Annotated in this window: 12 protein-coding genes and 1 CRISPR repeat array; of the genes, 10 read left to right on the forward strand and 2 right to left on the reverse strand. The window is 35.5% G+C overall.

Going from position 1 to position 20,292, the window contains the following annotated elements; all coding sequences use genetic code 11:
• Nucleotides 1-46: 46 nt before the first annotated feature.
• The gene (locus DRF59_RS18580) at nt 47-2,170 is read right to left on the reverse strand and encodes a Tex family protein (RefSeq protein WP_115963737.1); all 2,124 of its coding nucleotides are present in this window, start codon (nt 2,168-2,170) and stop codon (nt 47-49) included.
• Nucleotides 2,171-2,386: 216 nt separating this feature from the next.
• Here DRF59_RS18580 and cas9 point away from each other — a divergent pair, with 216 nt between their 5' ends.
• The 6 genes from cas9 (at nt 2,387) to DRF59_RS18610 (ending at nt 12,162) form a co-directional block, all read left to right on the forward strand.
• Complete coding sequence (gene cas9, locus DRF59_RS18585) at nt 2,387-6,676, forward strand: type II CRISPR RNA-guided endonuclease Cas9 (protein WP_115963739.1); 4,290 nt, start codon at nt 2,387-2,389, stop codon at nt 6,674-6,676.
• A 3-nt stretch (nt 6,677-6,679) separates the two neighbouring features.
• Nucleotides 6,680-7,573 (forward strand): type II CRISPR-associated endonuclease Cas1, encoded by an 894-nt coding sequence (gene cas1 / locus DRF59_RS18590; protein WP_115963741.1) that lies wholly within the window; start codon nt 6,680-6,682, stop codon nt 7,571-7,573.
• The gene (gene cas2 / locus DRF59_RS18595) at nt 7,570-7,908 is read left to right on the forward strand and encodes a CRISPR-associated endonuclease Cas2 (RefSeq protein WP_115963743.1); all 339 of its coding nucleotides are present in this window, start codon (nt 7,570-7,572) and stop codon (nt 7,906-7,908) included. Before cas1 ends, cas2 begins: the two co-directional genes overlap by 4 nt.
• Nucleotides 7,909-7,965: 57 nt before the next feature.
• A CRISPR array of direct repeats spans nt 7,966-10,245; the repeat unit is 47 nt; unit sequence GCTGTGACTAATCACTAAGATAGTAAATTTTGAAAGCAATTCACAAC.
• A 182-nt stretch (nt 10,246-10,427) separates the two neighbouring features.
• Complete coding sequence (locus tag DRF59_RS18600) at nt 10,428-11,105, forward strand: YceI family protein (protein WP_115963745.1); 678 nt, start codon at nt 10,428-10,430, stop codon at nt 11,103-11,105.
• Nucleotides 11,106-11,249: 144 nt separating this feature from the next.
• Complete coding sequence (locus DRF59_RS18605; protein WP_115963747.1) at nt 11,250-11,786, forward strand: type 1 glutamine amidotransferase domain-containing protein; 537 nt, start codon at nt 11,250-11,252, stop codon at nt 11,784-11,786.
• A 121-nt stretch (nt 11,787-11,907) separates the two neighbouring features.
• Entirely contained in the window at nt 11,908-12,162 is a 255-nt protein-coding gene (locus DRF59_RS18610) for a DUF1294 domain-containing protein (RefSeq protein WP_115963749.1), read from the forward strand.
• Between the two features lie 16 nt (nt 12,163-12,178).
• On the opposite strand, the gene DRF59_RS18615 is transcribed toward DRF59_RS18610, so the two are convergent.
• Nucleotides 12,179-13,678, reverse strand: coding sequence for a right-handed parallel beta-helix repeat-containing protein (locus tag DRF59_RS18615; RefSeq protein ID WP_115963751.1), 1,500 nt, complete (start codon nt 13,676-13,678; stop codon nt 12,179-12,181).
• Between the two features lie 221 nt (nt 13,679-13,899).
• Here DRF59_RS18615 and typA point away from each other — a divergent pair, with 221 nt between their 5' ends.
• The 4 genes from typA to DRF59_RS18635 all read left to right on the forward strand — a co-directional run bounded on the left by typA (nt 13,900) and on the right by DRF59_RS18635 (nt 20,265).
• Entirely contained in the window at nt 13,900-15,705 is a 1,806-nt protein-coding gene (typA, locus tag DRF59_RS18620; protein WP_115963753.1) for a translational GTPase TypA, read from the forward strand.
• 131 nt (nt 15,706-15,836) lie between these two features.
• Nucleotides 15,837-17,438 carry a glycoside hydrolase family 10 protein gene (locus tag DRF59_RS18625; RefSeq protein ID WP_407643396.1) on the forward strand — a complete coding sequence of 534 codons (1,602 nt, stop codon included), beginning with the start codon at nt 15,837-15,839 and terminating at the stop codon, nt 17,436-17,438.
• A 218-nt stretch (nt 17,439-17,656) separates the two neighbouring features.
• Nucleotides 17,657-18,208 (forward strand): ferritin, encoded by a 552-nt coding sequence (locus tag DRF59_RS18630; protein ID WP_115963757.1) that lies wholly within the window; start codon nt 17,657-17,659, stop codon nt 18,206-18,208.
• A gap of 98 nt (nt 18,209-18,306) precedes the next feature.
• Entirely contained in the window at nt 18,307-20,265 is a 1,959-nt protein-coding gene (locus tag DRF59_RS18635; RefSeq protein WP_115963759.1) for an AAA family ATPase, read from the forward strand.
• Nucleotides 20,266-20,292: the final 27 nt, after the last annotated feature.

A 20,292-nucleotide genomic window follows, 5' to 3' on the forward strand; every position in this document is an offset into this window, starting at 1 on the left:
TATTCAAAAGTCTGTATATTGATATATCATATGGACAGATACAAGGTCAGAGGATCATGCTCAGCTGAACTCTTTTCCTTGCTTCATCTACTTCGGTAACTTTCACACGGACATGCTGATGAAGCTTAACTACTTCATTCACATCTGACACAAACCCGTCTTTGAGCTGGGATATATGAACCAGGCCGCTTTCTTTAATTCCAAGATCTACAAAACATCCGAAAGCAGTAATGTTATTGACGATCCCCGGAAGGATCATACCTGCCTTTAAATCTCTGATGCTTTTTACATGAGGGTCAAATTCAAATACTTTAGCAGCTTTCCTGGGATCTAAGCCCGGTTTTTCAAGTTCCTTCAATATATCCCTGATCCCTAAAATTCCAATTTCTCCGGTAATGTAATTTTCAGGCTTTACCAGGGCGATTTTTTCTTTATTGGCGATCAGCTCATGGGTTTTAATGCCCAGGTCATGAGCCATTTTCTCTACAATTCCGTAAGCTTCAGGATGTACCGCTGAATTATCCAATGGATTTTTTGCATTTGCAATTCTTACAAAGGCAGCTGCCTGCTGAAAAGCTTTTTCTCCGAGCCGGGGAACTTTTTTAAGCTGCTTTCTGTCCTCAAAAGCTCCGTTCTCAGCACGGTAATTGACAATGTTTTCTGCCATTTTCTCCCCGATTCCTGAAACATAGCTTAAAAGTGATTTACTGGCTGTATTTAGATTGATTCCAACGGAATTTACACACTTCATTACAGTAGAATCCAATTCATTTTTCAGTTGGGTCTGATCGACATCGTGTTGGTATTGACCGACCCCAATAGATTTCGGATCAATTTTTACCAGCTCAGCCAAAGGATCGGAAAGTCTTCTTCCAATGGAGACAGCACCACGTACGGTCACATCGTAGGAAGGAAATTCATCCCTTGCAATTTTACTTGCAGAATAGACAGATGCACCTGCTTCCGAAACCACAAAAACCTGTAATGGTTTGTCAAAAGCAATCTTTTTGATGAAGAATTCGGTTTCGCGGCTTGCCGTTCCATTCCCGATAGAGATGGCTTCAATATTATAGGCATTTACCATGGAACGGATCTTTTTCATCGCCATTCCGCTTTCATTTTGCGGAGCGTGAGGGTAGAGGGTCTCATTGTGCAGTAAGTCTCCTTTTTCATCCAGGCATACTACTTTACAACCGCTCCGGTACCCCGGATCAATTGCTAAAATCCTTTTCTCTCCCAAAGGGGGAGCCAGAAGAAGTTGGCTTAAGTTCTCAGAGAAAATTTCAATCGCTTTTTTATCTGCTTTTTCTTTGGCTTCCTGCAGTGCTTCATTGGAGATTGCAGGTTCCAGAAGCCTTTTATAACTGTCTTTTATTGCCAGTGCAATTTGCTCTGAGCTTTCATTGCTGGATTTAATAATAGCTTTTTCAATAAAATCTATAGCTTCTTCCTTATCTATTCCTATATTCGTTTTGACAAAACCTTCAGCTTCAGCTCTTAACATAGCCAGAAGTCTGTGGGATGGTATTCTGCTGAGATTTTCTTCCCATTCAAAATACTGGGAGAATTTCTGTGCATCCTCTTCCTCTTTTTTAGCTTTTACCGCTTTGGAGGTAATAACTGCCTTACGCTGAAATAATCTGCGGAGATTTTTTCGGACATACATATTTTCATTGATCCACTCTGCCATAATATCTCTTGCTCCCTGAAGTGCTTCTTCTTCGGAAGAAACCTCACTGTTGAGATATTTTGATGCAAGAAACTGCACATCATTATTTTTCTGGCTCATGATGATTCTGGCTAAAGGTTCAAGTCCTTTTTCCTTAGCTGTATCGGCTTTGGTTTTCTTGCGCTTCTTGAAAGGTAAATAAAGATCTTCGAGTTCCTGGAGATCAAAACTTTCTTCTATTCTTTGCTGAAGTTCAGGTGTTAGGGAATCCTGTTCTTCTATTGACTTTAAAATAGATTCTTTTCTTTTAACAATTTCTTCAAACTGTCTGCTGATCTTTGAAATCTGCTCGATTTGTGTTTCATCAAGATTTCCGGTTTTATCTTTCCGGTAACGGGAAATAAATGGAATGGTACAGTCTTCTGCCAAAAGCTGAAGGGTATTATTGATGCTCTTTTCAGAAATATCGAGGTGTTTCTGTATAAATTCTACGGTCGTCATTGTTCTGTTTTCGGATGGCTAAAATAGGATTTTAAAACGAAAAAAGGCGAGTTGCCCCGCCTTGAATGTTTTCACAACGGAATAATCCTTATTGTGAATTGCTTTTCAAAATTTATACTACAAATATAGAAGAAAAAATCTTTGTTTGATTTACGGGAAACCTCATTTTTAATAATTTTTTTCTTTCTATTTTTATGTGGTATCAAAAAATTAATAATGATGACTAAAAATATACTTGGGCTGGATTTGGGAACAAACTCAATTGGTTGGGCGTTGGCAGAACAGGACTTTGAAAATAAGCATGGCAAAATTCTCGGAATGGGAAGCCGAATTATTCCGATGTCGCAGGATATTCTGGGAGATTTTGGAAAAGGAAATTCTGTTTCGCAAACCGCAGAACGTACAAAATACAGAAGTGTAAGAAGATTACGTGAACGATTTCTTTTAAGAAGAGAGAGGCTTCACAGGGTTTTAAATATTTTGAATTTTCTTCCGGAACATTATGCTTCCCAAATCGATTTTCAAAATCGATTTGGGAAGTTTAAGGTAGAGACTGAACCCAAGCTTGCATGGAAAAATATTGATGGACAGTTTTCATTTCTGTTTCAAACTTCTTTCAATGAAATGCTTGAAGAATTCAGGGCAAACGAACAGGATTTAAAAATACCTTATGACTGGACAATTTATTATCTCCGTAAAAAAGCACTTTCTCAAAAGATTGAAAAAGAGGAACTGGCTTGGATTCTTTTAAACTTTAACCAAAAGCGGGGATATTATCAGTTGCGTGGTGAAGAAGAAGAAGAGAATCCGAATAAGCTGGTTGAGTTTTATTCTTTAAAAGTTGTAGATGTTTTGGCGGATGAACCTCAAAAAGGGAAATCAGACATTTGGTATTCTTTGATTTTGGAGAATGGCTGGGTTTACAGACGTTCGAGTAAAACGCCTTTATTTGACTGGAAAGACAAAACAAGAGATTTTATTGTTACAACAGATTTGAATGATGATGGAAGTGTTAAAACAGACAAAGACGGAAATGAAAAAAGAAGTTTTCGTGCACCAGGCGAAAACGACTGGACTTTAGTAAAAAAGAAAACTGAACAGGAAATTAATCAATCCCATAAAACTGTTGGAAGCTATATCTATGAAGCTTTACTTCAGAATCCGAGACAAAAAATCAAAGGAAAGCTGGTCCGTACGATTGAAAGAAAATTTTACAAAGAAGAACTCAGACAAATTTTAGAAAAGCAGAAAAAATTTCATCAGGAATTAAAGAATGGTGATTTATACAACGACTGTATTCGTGAATTGTACAAAAATAATGAAACTCAACAACTGACTTTAAGTAATAAGGATTTGGTTCATCTTTTCATGGAAGATATTATTTTCTACCAAAGGCCATTGAGAAGCCAGAAGTCATCTGTTTCTAACTGTACTTTAGAGTTTAGAAAATATAAAGATGAAAATGGAGCAGAGCATACGCAATATTTAAAAGCAATTCCAAAATCTAATCCTTATTATCAGGAATTCCGGCTTTGGCAATGGATTTTTAATCTTAATATATATAAAAAAGATAATGATGAAAACGTTACTAAAGAATTTTTAAGCACTACCAGAGATTACGAAAATGTGTTTGAGTTTTTAAATAACAGAAAAGAGATTGATCAAAAGACTTTGCTGAAACATTTTAAGCTCAATGAGAAAACCCATCGTTGGAATTACGTTGAAGATAAAAAATATCCTTGCAACGAAACCAAATCCATGATTTCATCCAGACTGGAAAAAGTTAAAAGTATTTCTGAGGCTTTCCTGACGAGAGAAACTGAACAGAATATCTGGCATATCATCTATTCTGTGAATGATAAAATAGAATACGAAAAAGCCTTAAAGTCTTTTGCCAGAAAAAATAACCTGGATGAAAATTCTTTTTTTGAGGCTTTCAAAAAATTCCCGCCTTTTAAAAGCGAATATGGTTCCTTTTCGGAGAAAGCAATCAAAAAACTGTTGCCTCTTATGCGGTTGGGAAAATATTGGAATTATGTCAATATTGATAAATATTCAAAAGAAAGGATTCAGAAAATCATCAATGGAGAATATGACGAAAATATTAAAGATAAAGTAAGAGAAAAGGCAGTCCATCTTACGGCTGAAAATGATTTCCAGGGACTGCAACTGTGGCTGGCTCAATATATTGTTTACGGAAGACATTCGGAAGCATCAATCATTGGCAAATGGAATTCAGCCGATGATTTGGAACAATTTTTAAAAGATTTTAAACAGCATTCACTTCGCAACCCAATTGTAGAACAAGTGATTACAGAAACGCTTCGTGTTGTAAAAGATATTTGGTTAGAATATGGAAAGGGAGTGAAAGATTTCTTTAATGAAATTCATATAGAATTGGGACGGGAAATGAAGCTTCCTGCTGAAGAAAGAAAAAAGTTAACCAACCAGATTGCCGAAAACGAAAATACCAATCTTCGCATCAAAGCTCTATTGGCTGAAATGATGAATGATAGTTCTGTAGAAAATGTTCGTCCGTTTTCGCCAATGCAACAAGAGATTTTGAAAATCTATGAAGACGGAGTTTTAAATTCAGGTATTGAGGTTGAAGATGAATATTTGAAAATAAGCAAAACAGCACAACCTTCTTCTTCAGATTTAAAACGATATAAACTATGGCTGGAACAGAAATATAAATCGCCATATACAGGTCAAATTATTCCATTGAATAAACTGTTTACACCAGAATACGAAATTGAACACATCATTCCACAAAGCCGATATTTTGATGACAGTTTTAGCAATAAAATTATCTGTGAATCTGCGGTTAATAAATTGAAGGATAACCATATCGGGCTTGGATTTATTAAGCAATTTGGAGGAACTATCGTTGAACTTGGTTTCGGGAAAAGTGTAAAGGTTTTTGAAGTAAACGAATACGAAGATTTTGTAAAGAAACATTACGCCAATAACCGGGGGAAAAAAAATAAACTTTTGTTAGAAGATATTCCTGAAAAAATGATTGAGCGCCAGATAAATGATACTCGTCACATCAGTAAATATATTTCAGGTATACTTTCTAATATTGTTCGTGTGGAAGATGGTTCGGATGAAGGCATAAATTCTAAGAACATTGTTCCCGGAAACGGAAAAATTACAACACAACTAAAACAAGATTGGGGATTGAATGATGTTTGGAATGATTTGATTTTATTTCGTTTTGAAAGAATGAATCAGCTCACCAATTCTACAGATTTTACCACCTGGAATGCAAATTATCAAAAGTTTTTGCCAACTGTTCCGATTGAATATTCCAAAGGATTTTCAAAGAAAAGAATTGATCACCGTCATCACGCTTTGGATGCTCTGGTTATTGCCTGTGCTACGAGAGATCACGTGAATTTATTGAACAATCAATCGGCAAAATCAGATACCCGACGTTATGACTTGAAAAAAAAATTGATGAAGTTTGAAAAAGTTGTTTATCATCATACACAAACAGGAGAGAAAATCGAAAGGGAAATACCTAAACAATTTTTGAAACCCTGGGAAAGTTTTACGGTTGATGCTAAACATTATTTGGAATCTATTATTGTAAGTTTTAAACAAAACCTTCGTGTCATCAATAAAGCAACTAATTATTACGAAAAATATGTAGAGAAAGATGGCGCAAAAAATAAAGAAAGAGTAGAGCAGACCGGAATAAACTGGGCGATTAGAAAACCAATGCATAAGGACACGGTTTCCGGTAAAGTAGATTTATCTTGGGTAAAAGTTCCAAAAGGAAAAATTTTAACAGCAACAAGGAAAAGTCTGGATACATCGTTTGATCTAAAGTCAATAGATTCTATTACTGATACAGGAATTCAGAAAATTCTCAGAAATTATCTTGTATTCAAAGGCAATCCTGAACTTGCATTTTCACCGGAAGGAATTGAAGATATGAATAAGAACATTGAAAAATACAATGATGGAAAACCTCATCAACCCATCAATAAAGTAAGGGTTTTTGAATTGGGTAGTAAATTTCAGGTGGGACAAACCGGAAACAAAAAAAATAAATATGTAGAAGCTGCAAAAGGAACCAATCTGTTTTTTGCAGTATACGAAGATAAAAACGGTAAGAGAAGTTATGAAACAATTCCTTTAAACGAAGTAATCGAAAGACAAAAGCAAGGATTATCTGAAGTTGACCTAAAAGGAATTAATGATTTCTATTTATGTCCCAATGATTTGGTTTACATTCCATGTGGAGATGAACTGGATAATAAAAATAATATTGATTTTGAAAACTTAACTAAAATAAAAATAGATAATATTTATAAAGTGGTAAGTTTTTCAGGAAGCCAAATTTTCTTTATAAAACAAGATGTTGCTGTTTCTATCGTGAATAAAATGGAATTTTCGACATTAAATAAAATGGAACGTTCTATTAACGGTTCTATGATTAAAGAACATTGTATTAAATTAAACGTCAACCGCCTGGGAAAAATTTCAAAAACATAATTTATGATCACTCGTTCCATCTACATCGGCAACCCCGCTTATCTTAAACTCAAAGATGAGCAGATGAAAATCTTTTGCCCGGAAACCAAAACGGAAAAAGGAAGTGTTCCTGTGGAAGATTTGGGCTTGCTGATGCTGGATCATTACCAGATTACCATTTCCCATAATCTCATTCAGAAAATGATGGGAAATAATGTGGTGGTTATAAGTTGCGATGCCCATCATTTGCCACACGGGATAATGCTTCCTTTGTATGGTCATACTGAGCATTCCGACAGGATAAAAGATCAGCTGGAAGCAAGTGAACCGCTGAAAAAACAGCTTTGGAAACAAACGGTGGAATGTAAAATTGAAAATCAGAAAAATGTTTTGTTGAAGTTGGGAAACTATTATGAACCTATGATCGAATACCAAAGAAATGTCAAGTCCGGAGATTTGACCAATATGGAAGGGATTGCGGCCCAGCATTACTGGAAGTATCTGATCAGCCTGGATTTTCTGAGACAGCGTTTTGGAGATTCTCCTAATCAGTTTTTCAATTTCGGGTATGCTGTTCTCAGAAGCATTGTGGCAAGAGCCATTGTAGAAACCGGATTGCTGCCGGTTCTGGGAATTTTTCATAAAAATAAATACAATCCTTACTGTCTGGCTGATGACCTGATGGAACCTTACCGCCCGTTTATCGATCTGCTTGTAATGCAATGGTTAAAAATTCATCCCGATACAGAAGAATTGACGAAAGATTTTAAAGCTCATATTCTACAGATTGCCACCAAAGATGTGAGTATTGATGACAGAACAAGACCATTGTTAGTAGCTGTAAAAATAACAGCTTCGTCGCTTTATAAATGTTACACAGGAGAAAAACGGCTGATCTCTTATCCTCAACTGTTATGAATTCCGAAAGGTTTAATGCATACCGGATTATGTGGGTTTTAGTATTATATGATCTCCCGACCGAGACCAAAGCGAATATGAAAGATGCAAATCGATTTCGGAAGGCCCTTATTGATGATGGTTTTACGCTGTTTCAGTTTTCGATGTATGTACGTCATTGTCCAAGTCGTGAAAATGCTGAGGTTCATATTAAAAGAGTGAAATTTATGCTTCCGAAGGCCGGGAAAGTTGCCATTATGTGTATCACAGACAAACAATTTGGAGATATTGAAATCTTCTTTGCCAGGAATAAAGAAGAGCCACCTCCAACCTTTCAGCAGCTTGAATTATTCTAAATTTTAAATTCTAAATATAAAAATAATCTACTGGTTATCAGTAGATTATTTTTTGAGGCTGTGACTAATCACTAAGATAGTAAATTTTGAAAGCAATTCACAACAAACGTAGACGCGGTACTTATCGCAGCATCGCTGTGACTAATCACTAAGATAGTAAATTTTGAAAGCAATTCACAACTAAACTTGTTTCGTTTTAATATAGGTATTAGCTGTGACTAATCACTAAGATAGTAAATTTTGAAAGCAATTCACAACACATATCAAGCCGCTGCTAAAGCTCTTGCTGCTGTGACTAATCACTAAGATAGTAAATTTTGAAAGCAATTCACAACCTGATGGAAGATTCCCTTTAAATAGCCCTGGCTGTGACTAATCACTAAGATAGTAAATTTTGAAAGCAATTCACAACACGGATTGTCAACTACTTTTCGGAACAAAGGCTGTGACTAATCACTAAGATAGTAAATTTTGAAAGCAATTCACAACCCCGGATACTGTGATTCTTAAGCTCATCCCGCTGTGACTAATCACTAAGATAGTAAATTTTGAAAGCAATTCACAACTAGGTGTGGATAATTTAGAATGGCTTTTAGGCTGTGACTAATCACTAAGATAGTAAATTTTGAAAGCAATTCACAACTATTACGCCTCTGTAAATCAGGAAAATGTAGCTGTGACTAATCACTAAGATAGTAAATTTTGAAAGCAATTCACAACTAAGCTTTTTCACAGGTTCTAAAATATCAGGCTGTGACTAATCACTAAGATAGTAAATTTTGAAAGCAATTCACAACATTCTTTCTCAACTGCTTTATCTCCCGAAAGCTGTGACTAATCACTAAGATAGTAAATTTTGAAAGCAATTCACAACCATATCAATCTAATTTTCTAATGTAGTACTGCTGTGACTAATCACTAAGATAGTAAATTTTGAAAGCAATTCACAACGCGAATGACAGCAGGCTTAAAGGGAAATTCGCTGTGACTAATCACTAAGATAGTAAATTTTGAAAGCAATTCACAACATATATGGATAGGATTTATTAGCTTAAATCGCTGTGACTAATCACTAAGATAGTAAATTTTGAAAGCAATTCACAACAACCATTCGAGGGATTTAAGACCTTTTTATGCTGTGACTAATCACTAAGATAGTAAATTTTGAAAGCAATTCACAACCCATTAAATTAGCACATCTTCTTCCTGTTGGCTGTGACTAATCACTAAGATAGTAAATTTTGAAAGCAATTCACAACAGAAGTCTGTTTGTTCATTGAATCCCCGTTGCTGTGACTAATCACTAAGATAGTAAATTTTGAAAGCAATTCACAACAAGACAATTCGACGGCGACAATCGCTTGTTGCTGTGACTAATCACTAAGATAGTAAATTTTGAAAGCAATTCACAACAACTCGCAAGGTTATGAGTTAGTGGGTACGGCTGTGACTAATCACTAAGATAGTAAATTTTGAAAGCAATTCACAACAATTGTTTTCATCTACCTGAGATGGATTAAGCTGTGACTAATCACTAAGATAGTAAATTTTGAAAGCAATTCACAACAGCTTTATTATCAATAAAATTTTTATTAATGCTGTGACTAATCACTAAGATAGTAAATTTTGAAAGCAATTCACAACACGTACTTTTCTTTGTCCTTTACCCATTTAGCTGTGACTAATCACTAAGATAGTAAATTTTGAAAGCAATTCACAACATCACCAGTAACCATCCATGACCATGCGTTGCTGTGACTAATCACTAAGATAGTAAATTTTGAAAGCAATTCACAACCCTATCAATAGTATATATTCTCTGAATTGTGCTGTGACTAATCACTAAGATAGTAAATTTTGAAAGCAATTCACAACGGGCGTTGTGGATATCAAAGACGACGGCGCGCTGTGACTAATCACTAAGATAGTAAATTTTGAAAGCAATTCACAACCACAAAGAAAATAGTTATACTTCGTGCTACGCTGTGACTAATCACTAAGATAGTAAATTTTGAAAGCAATTCACAACTATGGCAGGGGTAAATGTTGAAATTAAAGAGCTGTGACTAATCACTAAGATAGTAAATTTTGAAAGCAATTCACAACGCAATACTTCCTCTGTAATTACCTTTCCATGCTGTGACTAATCACTAAGATAGTAAATTTTGAAAGCAATTCACAACGACTATATTCAGCTAACAGAGGTGGCTGGAGCTGTGACTAATCACTAAGATAGTAAATTTTGAAAGCAATTCACAACCCGGGTCAAATCCTGTTCGTCTGTACTAACGCTGTGACTAATCACTAAGATAGTAAATTTTGAAAGCAATTCACAACAACAATGGCCAGGACACATAATCAGAAAATAATAAATATGCAAAAAAGCTTCTTCAGAAAATATACAGCTACCACACAATAAAAACCGGAATTTTTCATTTCTTGATGTATGTTAAGGTCTCAGAAATAAAGTTTTTCTACTTTTGGGATCTTAAAATACAAACTTTTTTAAACATTTCAATATGAAAAAAATTAGCGTAATTGCATTAGTAGGCGTAGGATTGCTTGCAGCATCATGTAACGGTAACAAAGAAAAATCCACCACAGCTGTAGGAACAGAACAGGCTGTAGCAGAAAGCAAAGGAGAAGTACTGGCAGTAGATACAACAGCTTCCGTAGTGAACTGGAAAGCTTTCCATAAAGGAGGTTTTGCACCTCGTTGGGGAACTCTTAATGTAAAATCAGGAGATTTAAGTATTGAAGGAGGACAGGTTGCTGCCGGAAACTTTATCATCGATATGACTTCTATTAAAGTTGATCCTGCTTCAGTAACTGAAAAAGATAAAAAACCGGCAGATCTGGAAGCTCACCTTAAAAACCCTGATTTCTTTAACGTTGAGAAAAATCCAACTGCTGACTTTAAAATTACAAGTGTAGCTGATCTGAAGGATGCACCGAAAGATGCTGTTGCAGGAGCTAATAAAACAGTAAGCGGAAACCTTACATTACTTGGAAAAACAATGAATGTTACCTTCCCGGCTAAAGTAGATGTTGTAGATAACTCTGCAGCTATCCAGGCTAAATTTACGGTAAACAGAACAGATTGGGGGATCAAATTCGGGACTTCAGAAGCAGATCCTGCTGAGTGGATGATCAGTAAAGATATTGAGATCGCGATCGATGTAAAAGCTAAGAAATAAGTTGTACAACATATTATCAAAAAAAGACTGCTATTCTGGCAGTCTTTTTTTGATCTAACCCCTTTAACTTTTTTTAGCAGTTTATAAGATACAGGCGGCATTATTTTTTCACTTGAATGATTATAACACCTAAAATCTAATATTATGTCAAAAAAAATTGCAATTCTCGCCACCAATGGCTTTGAAGAAAGTGAACTTAAATCTCCGAAAGAATATTTGGAAGAGCAGGGCTGGACCGCCCATATTGTGAGCCCGGAATCCGGAACGATTAAAGCATGGGCAGAGAAGGACTGGGGAAAAGAATATCGTGTGGACAAAGCACTGGATGAAGTGAATGCCTCTGAATATGATGCTTTGGTTTTACCTGGTGGAGTCATTAATCCTGATCAGCTGCGAACCAATGGGCAGGCTTTATCTTTTGTAAAAGATTTCTTTATACAGAATAAACCGGTTGCTGCAATCTGCCACGGGCCACAGGTCTTAATTAATGCCGAAGTTGTAAACGGCAGACATATGACCTCTGTCAGTTCGATCAGCCAGGATCTGATCAATGCAGGGGCTCATTGGGAAGATCGGGAAGTAATAGTTGATAACGGATTGGTAACCAGCAGGACACCTGAAGATCTTCCGGCTTTTAATGCCAAAATGGTCGAAGAAATAAAAGAAGGAAAGCATATATGATAAAAATATAGAATTGTACCTAAATTGTTGCAGCCGCCCGGAATTTATCATTCCGGGCGGCTGTATAAGATAATGGAGCTATCCGGGATTATCTTTACTTTTGCAGCAAATTGACAAAGACATGATGTTTTTTCTACTGATTATAAATGTAATTACATTTGGCGTTTTCGGTTTTGATAAGCAGAAAGCCAGAAAACAACAGCGGAGAATCTCTGAAAATACTCTTTTGGGACTTTCCCTTATAGGAGGAATCATAGGAGCCGGTACCGGAATGGTTGTTTTTAATCATAAAGTCTCTAAAAAATCATTTCTGGTTAAATTTTTTCTGGTGGTTTTAATTGATCTTTTTGTATTATACCGTTTGATAAGACATTAAGGCTGTTTTATCTCTTCTAACCGTTAATAATTCCAAAAGGTTTCCATGTATTTATTCCGTCCGTAGTATTGATCCATCCGACAGGAGAATTTACAGAAGGCTGTATGTTAAAAATAATATCACCACGTTTCCATTGAGGGGAAGAAATGACCGGATAGGACTCACCATAAGCCATTTTCATTTTTCCCAGCTGAAGAGAATCAGTGAGGTTCTGATAATACACAATACCTGTATTGTCATTGGTAATGAAATTACCAACGATATTCGGCGTGATCTGGGATAAACATTTATTATGGGTGATGGTGGTCTTTAAGCCGGGATCAGCCTTAATATCATATACCTTAAAATTCTTAACAGAGTTTCCTCTCACATCATCATAAAGCGATCCTCTCCCGGTAATGTTAATTCCGATAGAAATGATATCCTCCTCAGTATGGTCATATATTAAGATGTCATTATCTACAATCTTATTTCCACGGGTGAATGATGATCCTTGTATATTGTTGGTTAAATAAATCCCGTATCCCGGCTGGCGTAAAGCAATATAATTACTGTTGATATTCCAGTTGTTGCAGTCTTCAGCAATAACAATTCCGATATGCCTGCAGAAATCAATCATGCTGTTCATGAAATTGACATGAGAGGTTTTTCCAGCATAGATACCCTCATACACATTATAGATCAGGGTGTCAATAATTCTCCAGCCCTCCTTGGAAGTACTCCCTTCAAACCAGATTCCCCTGCTGCCGGGAATATCATAATCACTGTTAATAGAAATGGAGGTATTATTGGAGATCTCATTATTGACAGACAGTCCCCTGATCAGGATGCCTACTTTACAGTTTTCAGTTTTTACCGTTTGAATCTGGGAAGACCAGAGGTAATTGACATCCAGTGCCGTATGAAAACCTCTTACCGTAAGGTCTTTTAAGATAATGTCATAAACATGATGATCCGGGTTTCCGTTGACTTTAATTCCTGTGTAGGAATTTTCAGAGGTTGTATACCAGATGATATTGTAAATTCCGAAACCTTCCAGAACAGCCCCGGAAGCATTGATGACTATGCCGTCGTTATTATGGGTAATCAGAAAAGGAGGAAAACTGATATTGCTTTTTGTAGAAGACCCTGTAATTTTAATTGCTTTACTGATTTGAAGCGGGTGATGGAGCATGTATCTTTTATTATCCAGATGCAAAACCTGGCCGATTTCCATTTCGTCAATTAATCGCTGGATTTCAACAGAATCATCAGTATTGCCATCTCCATGAACATCAGCAATTTTTATGGAAATATCATTGGTAACTATTCTTTTGTAATATGCCAGAGATTCATCATGATTGAATTTGGTCCGGTAAAGATAGCGCCCGTTGGAGGGAACAGGGATATTCTGTTTTTTAAAGTTGACAAGCTCTCCGCTATATTCATCGATCAATGTTACAATTTCTTTATCCAATACAGGATCTTGAGAATCAAAGAATTGATTTATGGTCGGTACATTTAAATTGTTTGTCATTGTCTGGTTTTTGAGTTGGTAATTAATCGTATTTATTTCTATGGTATCGGTATGGAAACAAAGGTAAAATCACACAGCGCCAGAACTTGACGTAACATATTTTTTCCGGAGATTATAAAGTGGAATTATCTAAAATTCTCATTATGAAATTGTTAAATATTGTATAAACTTTTTAATTAATTCATTAAAAATCACTATTTTTGCACCCGTAAAAATCTTATATGCAAAACATTAGAAATATTGCGATTATCGCACACGTTGACCACGGAAAAACCACCTTGGTTGACAAGATCATTCACGCTACCAACATTTTCAGAGAAAATCAGGAGAGTGGAGAATTAATTATGGATAACAATGATCTTGAAAGAGAAAGAGGGATCACAATCTTATCCAAGAATATTTCTGTTACCTATAAAGACACTAAAATTAATGTAATTGATACTCCAGGGCACGCGGATTTCGGTGGAGAAGTAGAGAGGGTATTAAAAATGGCTGATGGAGTTATTTTGTTGGTGGATGCATTTGAAGGACCGATGCCTCAGACAAGATTCGTACTTCAGAAAGCATTGGAATTAGGATTAAGACCATTAGTGGTTATCAATAAAGTAGATAAACCAAACTGCCGTCCTGACGAAGTTCATGACCAGGTATTTGATTTGTTCTTTAACCTTGAAGCTACAGAAGAGCAATTGGATTTCCCAACATTCTACGGATCTTCAAAACAAGGATGGTTCAATACTTCACTGGAACAGACTGAAGATATTTTACCATTATTGGATGGGATTCTGGAACATGTTCCTGCCCCGAAAGTAACAGAAGGAAACCTTCAGATGCAGATTACTTCGTTAGATTACTCTTCTTTCCTTGGAAGAATTGCGATCGGAAAAGTAACAAGAGGAGAGATCAAAGAATCTCAGTGGATTGGTCTTGCCCAGGCAGAAGGAAAAATTGTAAAGGGAAAAGTAAAAGAACTTTACGTTTTTGAAGGGTTAGGAAAGAAAAAAGTAACTGAAGTACAGGCAGGAGATATCTGTGCTGTAGTTGGTTTTGATGCATTCCAGATCGGAGACTCATTCGTAGATCTAGAAAATCCTGAACCATTGGAAAGAACGGCTATTGATGAACCTACCCTGAACATGACGTTCTCCATCAACAACTCACCATTCTTCGGAAAAGACGGTAAATATGTTACCTCTAACCACCTGAAAGAAAGATTAACCAAAGAATTAGAAAAAAACCTTGCGTTAAGAGTTCAGCAGACAGATGATGCCAATACGTTCCTTGTATTTGGTAGAGGTATTCTTCACTTATCAGTTTTGATTGAAACAATGAGAAGAGAAGGATATGAAATGACGATCGGTCAGCCTCAGGTAATCTTAAAAGAAATTGACGGAGTAAACTGTGAACCATATGAATCTTTGGTTGTTGACGTACCAGAAGAATATGCTTCAAGGGTTATCGACCTGGCAACCCAGAGAAAAGGTGATCTTCACATTATGGAAACCAAGGGAGAAATGCAGCATATGGAATTCGAGATTCCTTCAAGAGGTCTTATCGGATTGCGTTCCCAGATGCTGACAGCTACAGCAGGAGAAGCTATTATGGCACACCGTTTCACGGAATATAAACCTTTCAAAGGTGTGATCCCTGGAAGAAACAATGGAGTACTGATCAGCAAAACTACAGGTCCTGCTACAGAATACTCAATTAATAAACTACAGGACAGGGGTAAATTCTTCGTTGATCCGGGTGAGGAAATCTATACAGGGATGATCGTTGGTGAACAAAACAAACCGGGCGACCTTGTTGTAAATATTGTTGAAGCTAAACAGCTGAATAATATGCGTGCGGCCGGAAAAGATAAAGATACCGGTGTAGCTCCGAAAATTTTATTCTCACTTGAAGAATGTATGGAATATATCCAGGGGGATGAAGCTATTGAGGTAACCCCTAATTTCATCAGAATGAGAAAGAAGATTCTTTCAGAAGAAGAAAGAAAAAGAGTGGAAAGATCGGCGAAAGCTTAATTATAATCTTACTATATAAAATCAAAGCCTCGAAAATCGAGGCTTTTTTTCTAGCATAATCTGCTAAAATGCTTATTTTGGCACAATAATCTCAACAGATAAAAAAATCAGGTAGTTTCATGACTATGAGAATGAATCAATTAAAATTTATTGCTTTATTGGGAATTTCTGCATCTTACAGTATTTCATGTTCGGTACAGAATAATACCACAAAAGCCCCGCCAGTTAAAAATACAACAAAACCCAACAATACAATAACCCAGCCTAAAGAACCTGTAGCGGTTGTAAAGCCCGTAACTCCTCCAGCAGAGGAAAATTTCAGGACCACACTTCCTGAGATTAAAAGAGAATTCCGGGGAGCATGGGTTGCCAGTGTAGCCAATATCAACTGGCCGTCAAGAAATGACCTTACTGTAGAGCAGCAGAAAGCAGAAGCAATTAACATGCTTGATATGCTGAAAGATAACAACTTCAATGCGGTAATCTTCCAGATCAGGCCTTCAGCAGATGCTCTGTATACCAGTAATATCGAACCCTGGTCTTATTTCCTGACCGGAGAAACAGGTGCACCTCCTTATCCGAATTATGATCCGCTTCAGTTCTGGATAGAGGAATCACATAAAAGAGGACTGGAACTGCATGTATGGTTGAATCCTTATCGGGCCCATCATGCCAATGGGGGAGCAGTAAACAGCTTGTCAATGGTGAATAAGCTTTCTGATATTGTAGTACGGCTGAAGAACGGAATGTACTGGTTTGATCCTGCCAATCCTAAAACACAGGGACACGTCTCCAACGTGGTAAAAGATATTGTAAAAAGATATGATATTGATGCCGTTCATTTCGATGATTATTTTTATCCTTATGCCACTTACAACAGGGGAGCTGATTTTCCTGATAATGCTACCTGGAATGCGTATGTAAGCAGTGGAGGAACTTTATCCAGGGCAGATTGGAGGAGAGATAATGTCAATAAGTTTGTAGAACGTATCTATAAAGAAATTCATGCCGAAAAAAGCCATGTGAGATTCGGGATCAGCCCGTTTGGAATCTGGAAACCGGGATATCCGGCAGGCATTGTGGGGTCTTCCCAGTATGATGAACTGTATGCAGATGCCAAACTGTGGCTTAACAAAGGATGGGTAGATTATTTCTCTCCGCAGTTATACTGGCCCATTGACTCAAAGGGGCAGGGATTTGAAGCCCTGTTAAGCTGGTGGCAGTCTGAAAATACAATGAACCGTCATTTATGGCCCGGTTTAAACACAGTAGAGGTCAAAGTATCAGACCGGCCGGCAGAAATTAAAAGCCAGATTGAAATTTCAAGGAATATACTGAAAAAGGATGCAGGAGAAATTCACTGGAGTATTGCAGGACTTACTAAAAATCCAAATATGCTGCCTGTTCTGAAAAACGGACCGTACAGCGAAAAAGCATTAGTCCCTAAAACCCCTTGGCTCAAAACCGTACCATTACAGACTCCTACCTTATTCATTACGGATAATGGAAGCTTTGCCCGGACAAACTGGAGTACAAAGAATATCGGGGACGTTTTCCAGTGGGTTCTTTTTACCCAATATAATGGAGTATGGCAGACAGAAATTCTTACGCTGGATACCCTTTCAAGAGATATTCCTAAGTTTAAAGACGGTAAAACACTGAATGCCGTTGCTATCAAAGCAATCGACAGGCTTGGAAATGAAAGTGACTATATGGCAAAAAAAATAAAATAACTTTCAAAAAGCCAACTCTTTTTAAACATAATCCGGTCTTTTGAAGGCCGGTTTTTTTGTTTCCTGGAAGGGTTATTTTAGAATAACTATAAATTATCATTTTAAATCTATGAAAGTCAGTAAGCTATAATTGGGTTTATGTTCATTTCCGGTAATATAAAAATTTTATCGGAACCATTTTTGCATGATAAATCCCATAATCACCAAAATATAACATTATGAATACTAACAGACTTTCCGCAAACATGGAAAAAGCACTTAGTGATCAGATGAACAAGGAGATTCATGCATCACACGTTTTTTTATCTTATGGAATATGGGCAGATGACAAAGGCTATCAGGGGATTGCCAATTTCCTTTACAGACATGCCCAGGAAGAAAGGAACCATTCGATTAAATTCATGGAATATATATTAAACAGAGGCGGAAAGCCCAAAGTAGAGGCTATTCCGGCACCTCCGGCAGATCCGGAATCCCTGACAGCCTGTTTTGACGGGGTCTTTAAACATGAAGTAGATAATACCACTGCCATTTACAGGATTGTAGACCTGTCTATGGAAGAAAAGGACTGGGCAACCTGGAATTTTATGCAATGGTTCGTACAGGAGCAGATTGAAGAAGAAACCCTCGCTCAGAACCTGATTGATAAACTGAAAATAGCAGGAGGAGACAGGGCAACAGATGAATCTTTATTTACTTTAGATAAAACTTTACAGGAAGCTCCGAATGATGTGCCGCTGGCACAGGATGCTACCGGAGACAATCCGTAAGGTCGTTCGGTGAAATTAAAACTTTTGAAAATCTGTCAGAACACTGACAGATTTTTTTTGTAAACTAACTTTATCTATTTTTGAGTAAACTAATAAATATGAGTGATAAATTTGATTTAATTTTTCCAAATGCTAATGCTTTTTATTCATATTATAATGAAAATGAAGACGAACTAGTAAAGCTATATGATCTTTCTTTAATTAATATATTTACTGGAGCTAATAACAGTGGTAAAAGTAGACTTATAAGAACTTTTCTAGATTCTAATACTATTCATTATGAACATAAATCTTTATTAAAAGAATATCTTACAGAATTTAATGAATTAATTAATAGTAAAAAATTTGGTGGGGTTAATAGCAGTAACAATGTACTTTTTAATTCATTTCAAAATGATCGAGATGAAGTAGTGTTTAAAATTTTGAATTACTCTGAGTTACAGATAGATATATTGAGTGGAGTTGATTTTAACTTAAATGTTTTTAGGCTTTTAACAGAAAACTTTCATAGACTTTCTCTTAATTATTTTGGAAGTAATGGCTTTATCCAATTGCAAGGAGAGGATAAAGAAAGGATTAGTTTTTTGTTAATGCAAATAAAAAAAATGCTGCAACAAGATTTTTTTGAAGAAAAGAAAAAAATATTTATTCCAACTCTTAGAACAGCTCACTCTATTTTTCAAAAAAAAACCGATAAAAGCTTTTCAAAAATCTCAACGGATATTTTAAAAGAAACAATTGTAAAAAGTTATAATTTAAATGATGAAAAGGTAGAAATTTTTACAGGAATGGATTTGTATTATCAAATTGTAAATGTAAGAAATGATATAAAAGATAAAAGAGAAGGATTTGAAAAATTTGAAGAATTTTTATCTCAAAATTTTTTCCATGGTAAGCGTGTTGAAATTGTTGCAAAATTTAATATTTATGATAAACACAATGGCAAAGATGATTCTGAAATAATAAATGTTTTCATTGATGAGGAAAGTAAAGATTTACATGAACTAGGTGATGGTATTCAAGCCTTATTTATTTTAATGTACAAGATTTATACCTGCGATAATAAAAGTGTTATTTTTATTGATGAACCTGAGATTAACTTGCATCCTGGAATGCAACGGTTATTTTTAGAACAGATTACAAATAATAAATTTCTAAAAGAAAAGGAGATAACTTATTTCATCTCTACACATTCAAACCATTTCTTAGATTTAACAATTGAAAAAGATGATATTTCTATTTTTTTATTTAATAAAGTAAATAAAGATAAATTTATTGTCAAGAATGTTAACCATGGAGATAATTCAGCACTTCAATATCTTGGAGTAACTAATTCTTCTGTATTTCTAGCTAATTGTTCTATATGGGTTGAGGGAATTTCTGATAGAAACTATTTGAAAGCATTTTTAAAGGCATATTGTAAAGCTAACTCAAATAAAATATATCCTAAGGAAGATATTGAGTTTGCATTCATTGAATATGCTGGCAGTAATATTGATCATTATAATTTTGATGAAATCGAATTAAAAGAAAAAATAAATGCTTTTTCAATTAATAATAAAATATTCTTAATCTCTGATTATGACGGACCATATAAAAATGAAAAGCATTCTATTTATGAAGAAATAGAAAAAGAAAATAATAATTTTAAATATCAGACAACTAAGGATTATAGAGAAATAGAGAACTTATTACCATTTAGCGTTTGGGATAAAATTTTAATTAATTTTTGTGATAAGAGAAAAGTGAAAAAAGAAGAAGATTTTGAAAGAGTACAGGCAGAAATTTCAATATCTCTAAAAAAGAAAAAAATAGAAGCTTATAAAACAACGTATATTGGAAAATTATTAAAAAATATTAAAACTAACGTTCCTGAATTGAATAAAATTTGGGATAAAGCAGAAGGGACTTTAATGAACAAATCTGAAGTAAGTTTTAAAGTTTTAGAATTAACTGAACAAGGTAGAATAACTTGGGAAGATTTTAAAACAAACCCTAAAATAGTTTCCATAATACAGAATCTATATGATTTTATTCAAAAATCTAATTATAGGTAAATCATTTTTTATTACGGCTAAACTTCA

Origin of the sequence: Chryseobacterium flavum, assembly GCF_003385595.1 — a bacterium.
Taxonomy (GTDB): Bacteria; Bacteroidota; Bacteroidia; order Flavobacteriales; family Weeksellaceae; genus Chryseobacterium; species Chryseobacterium flavum.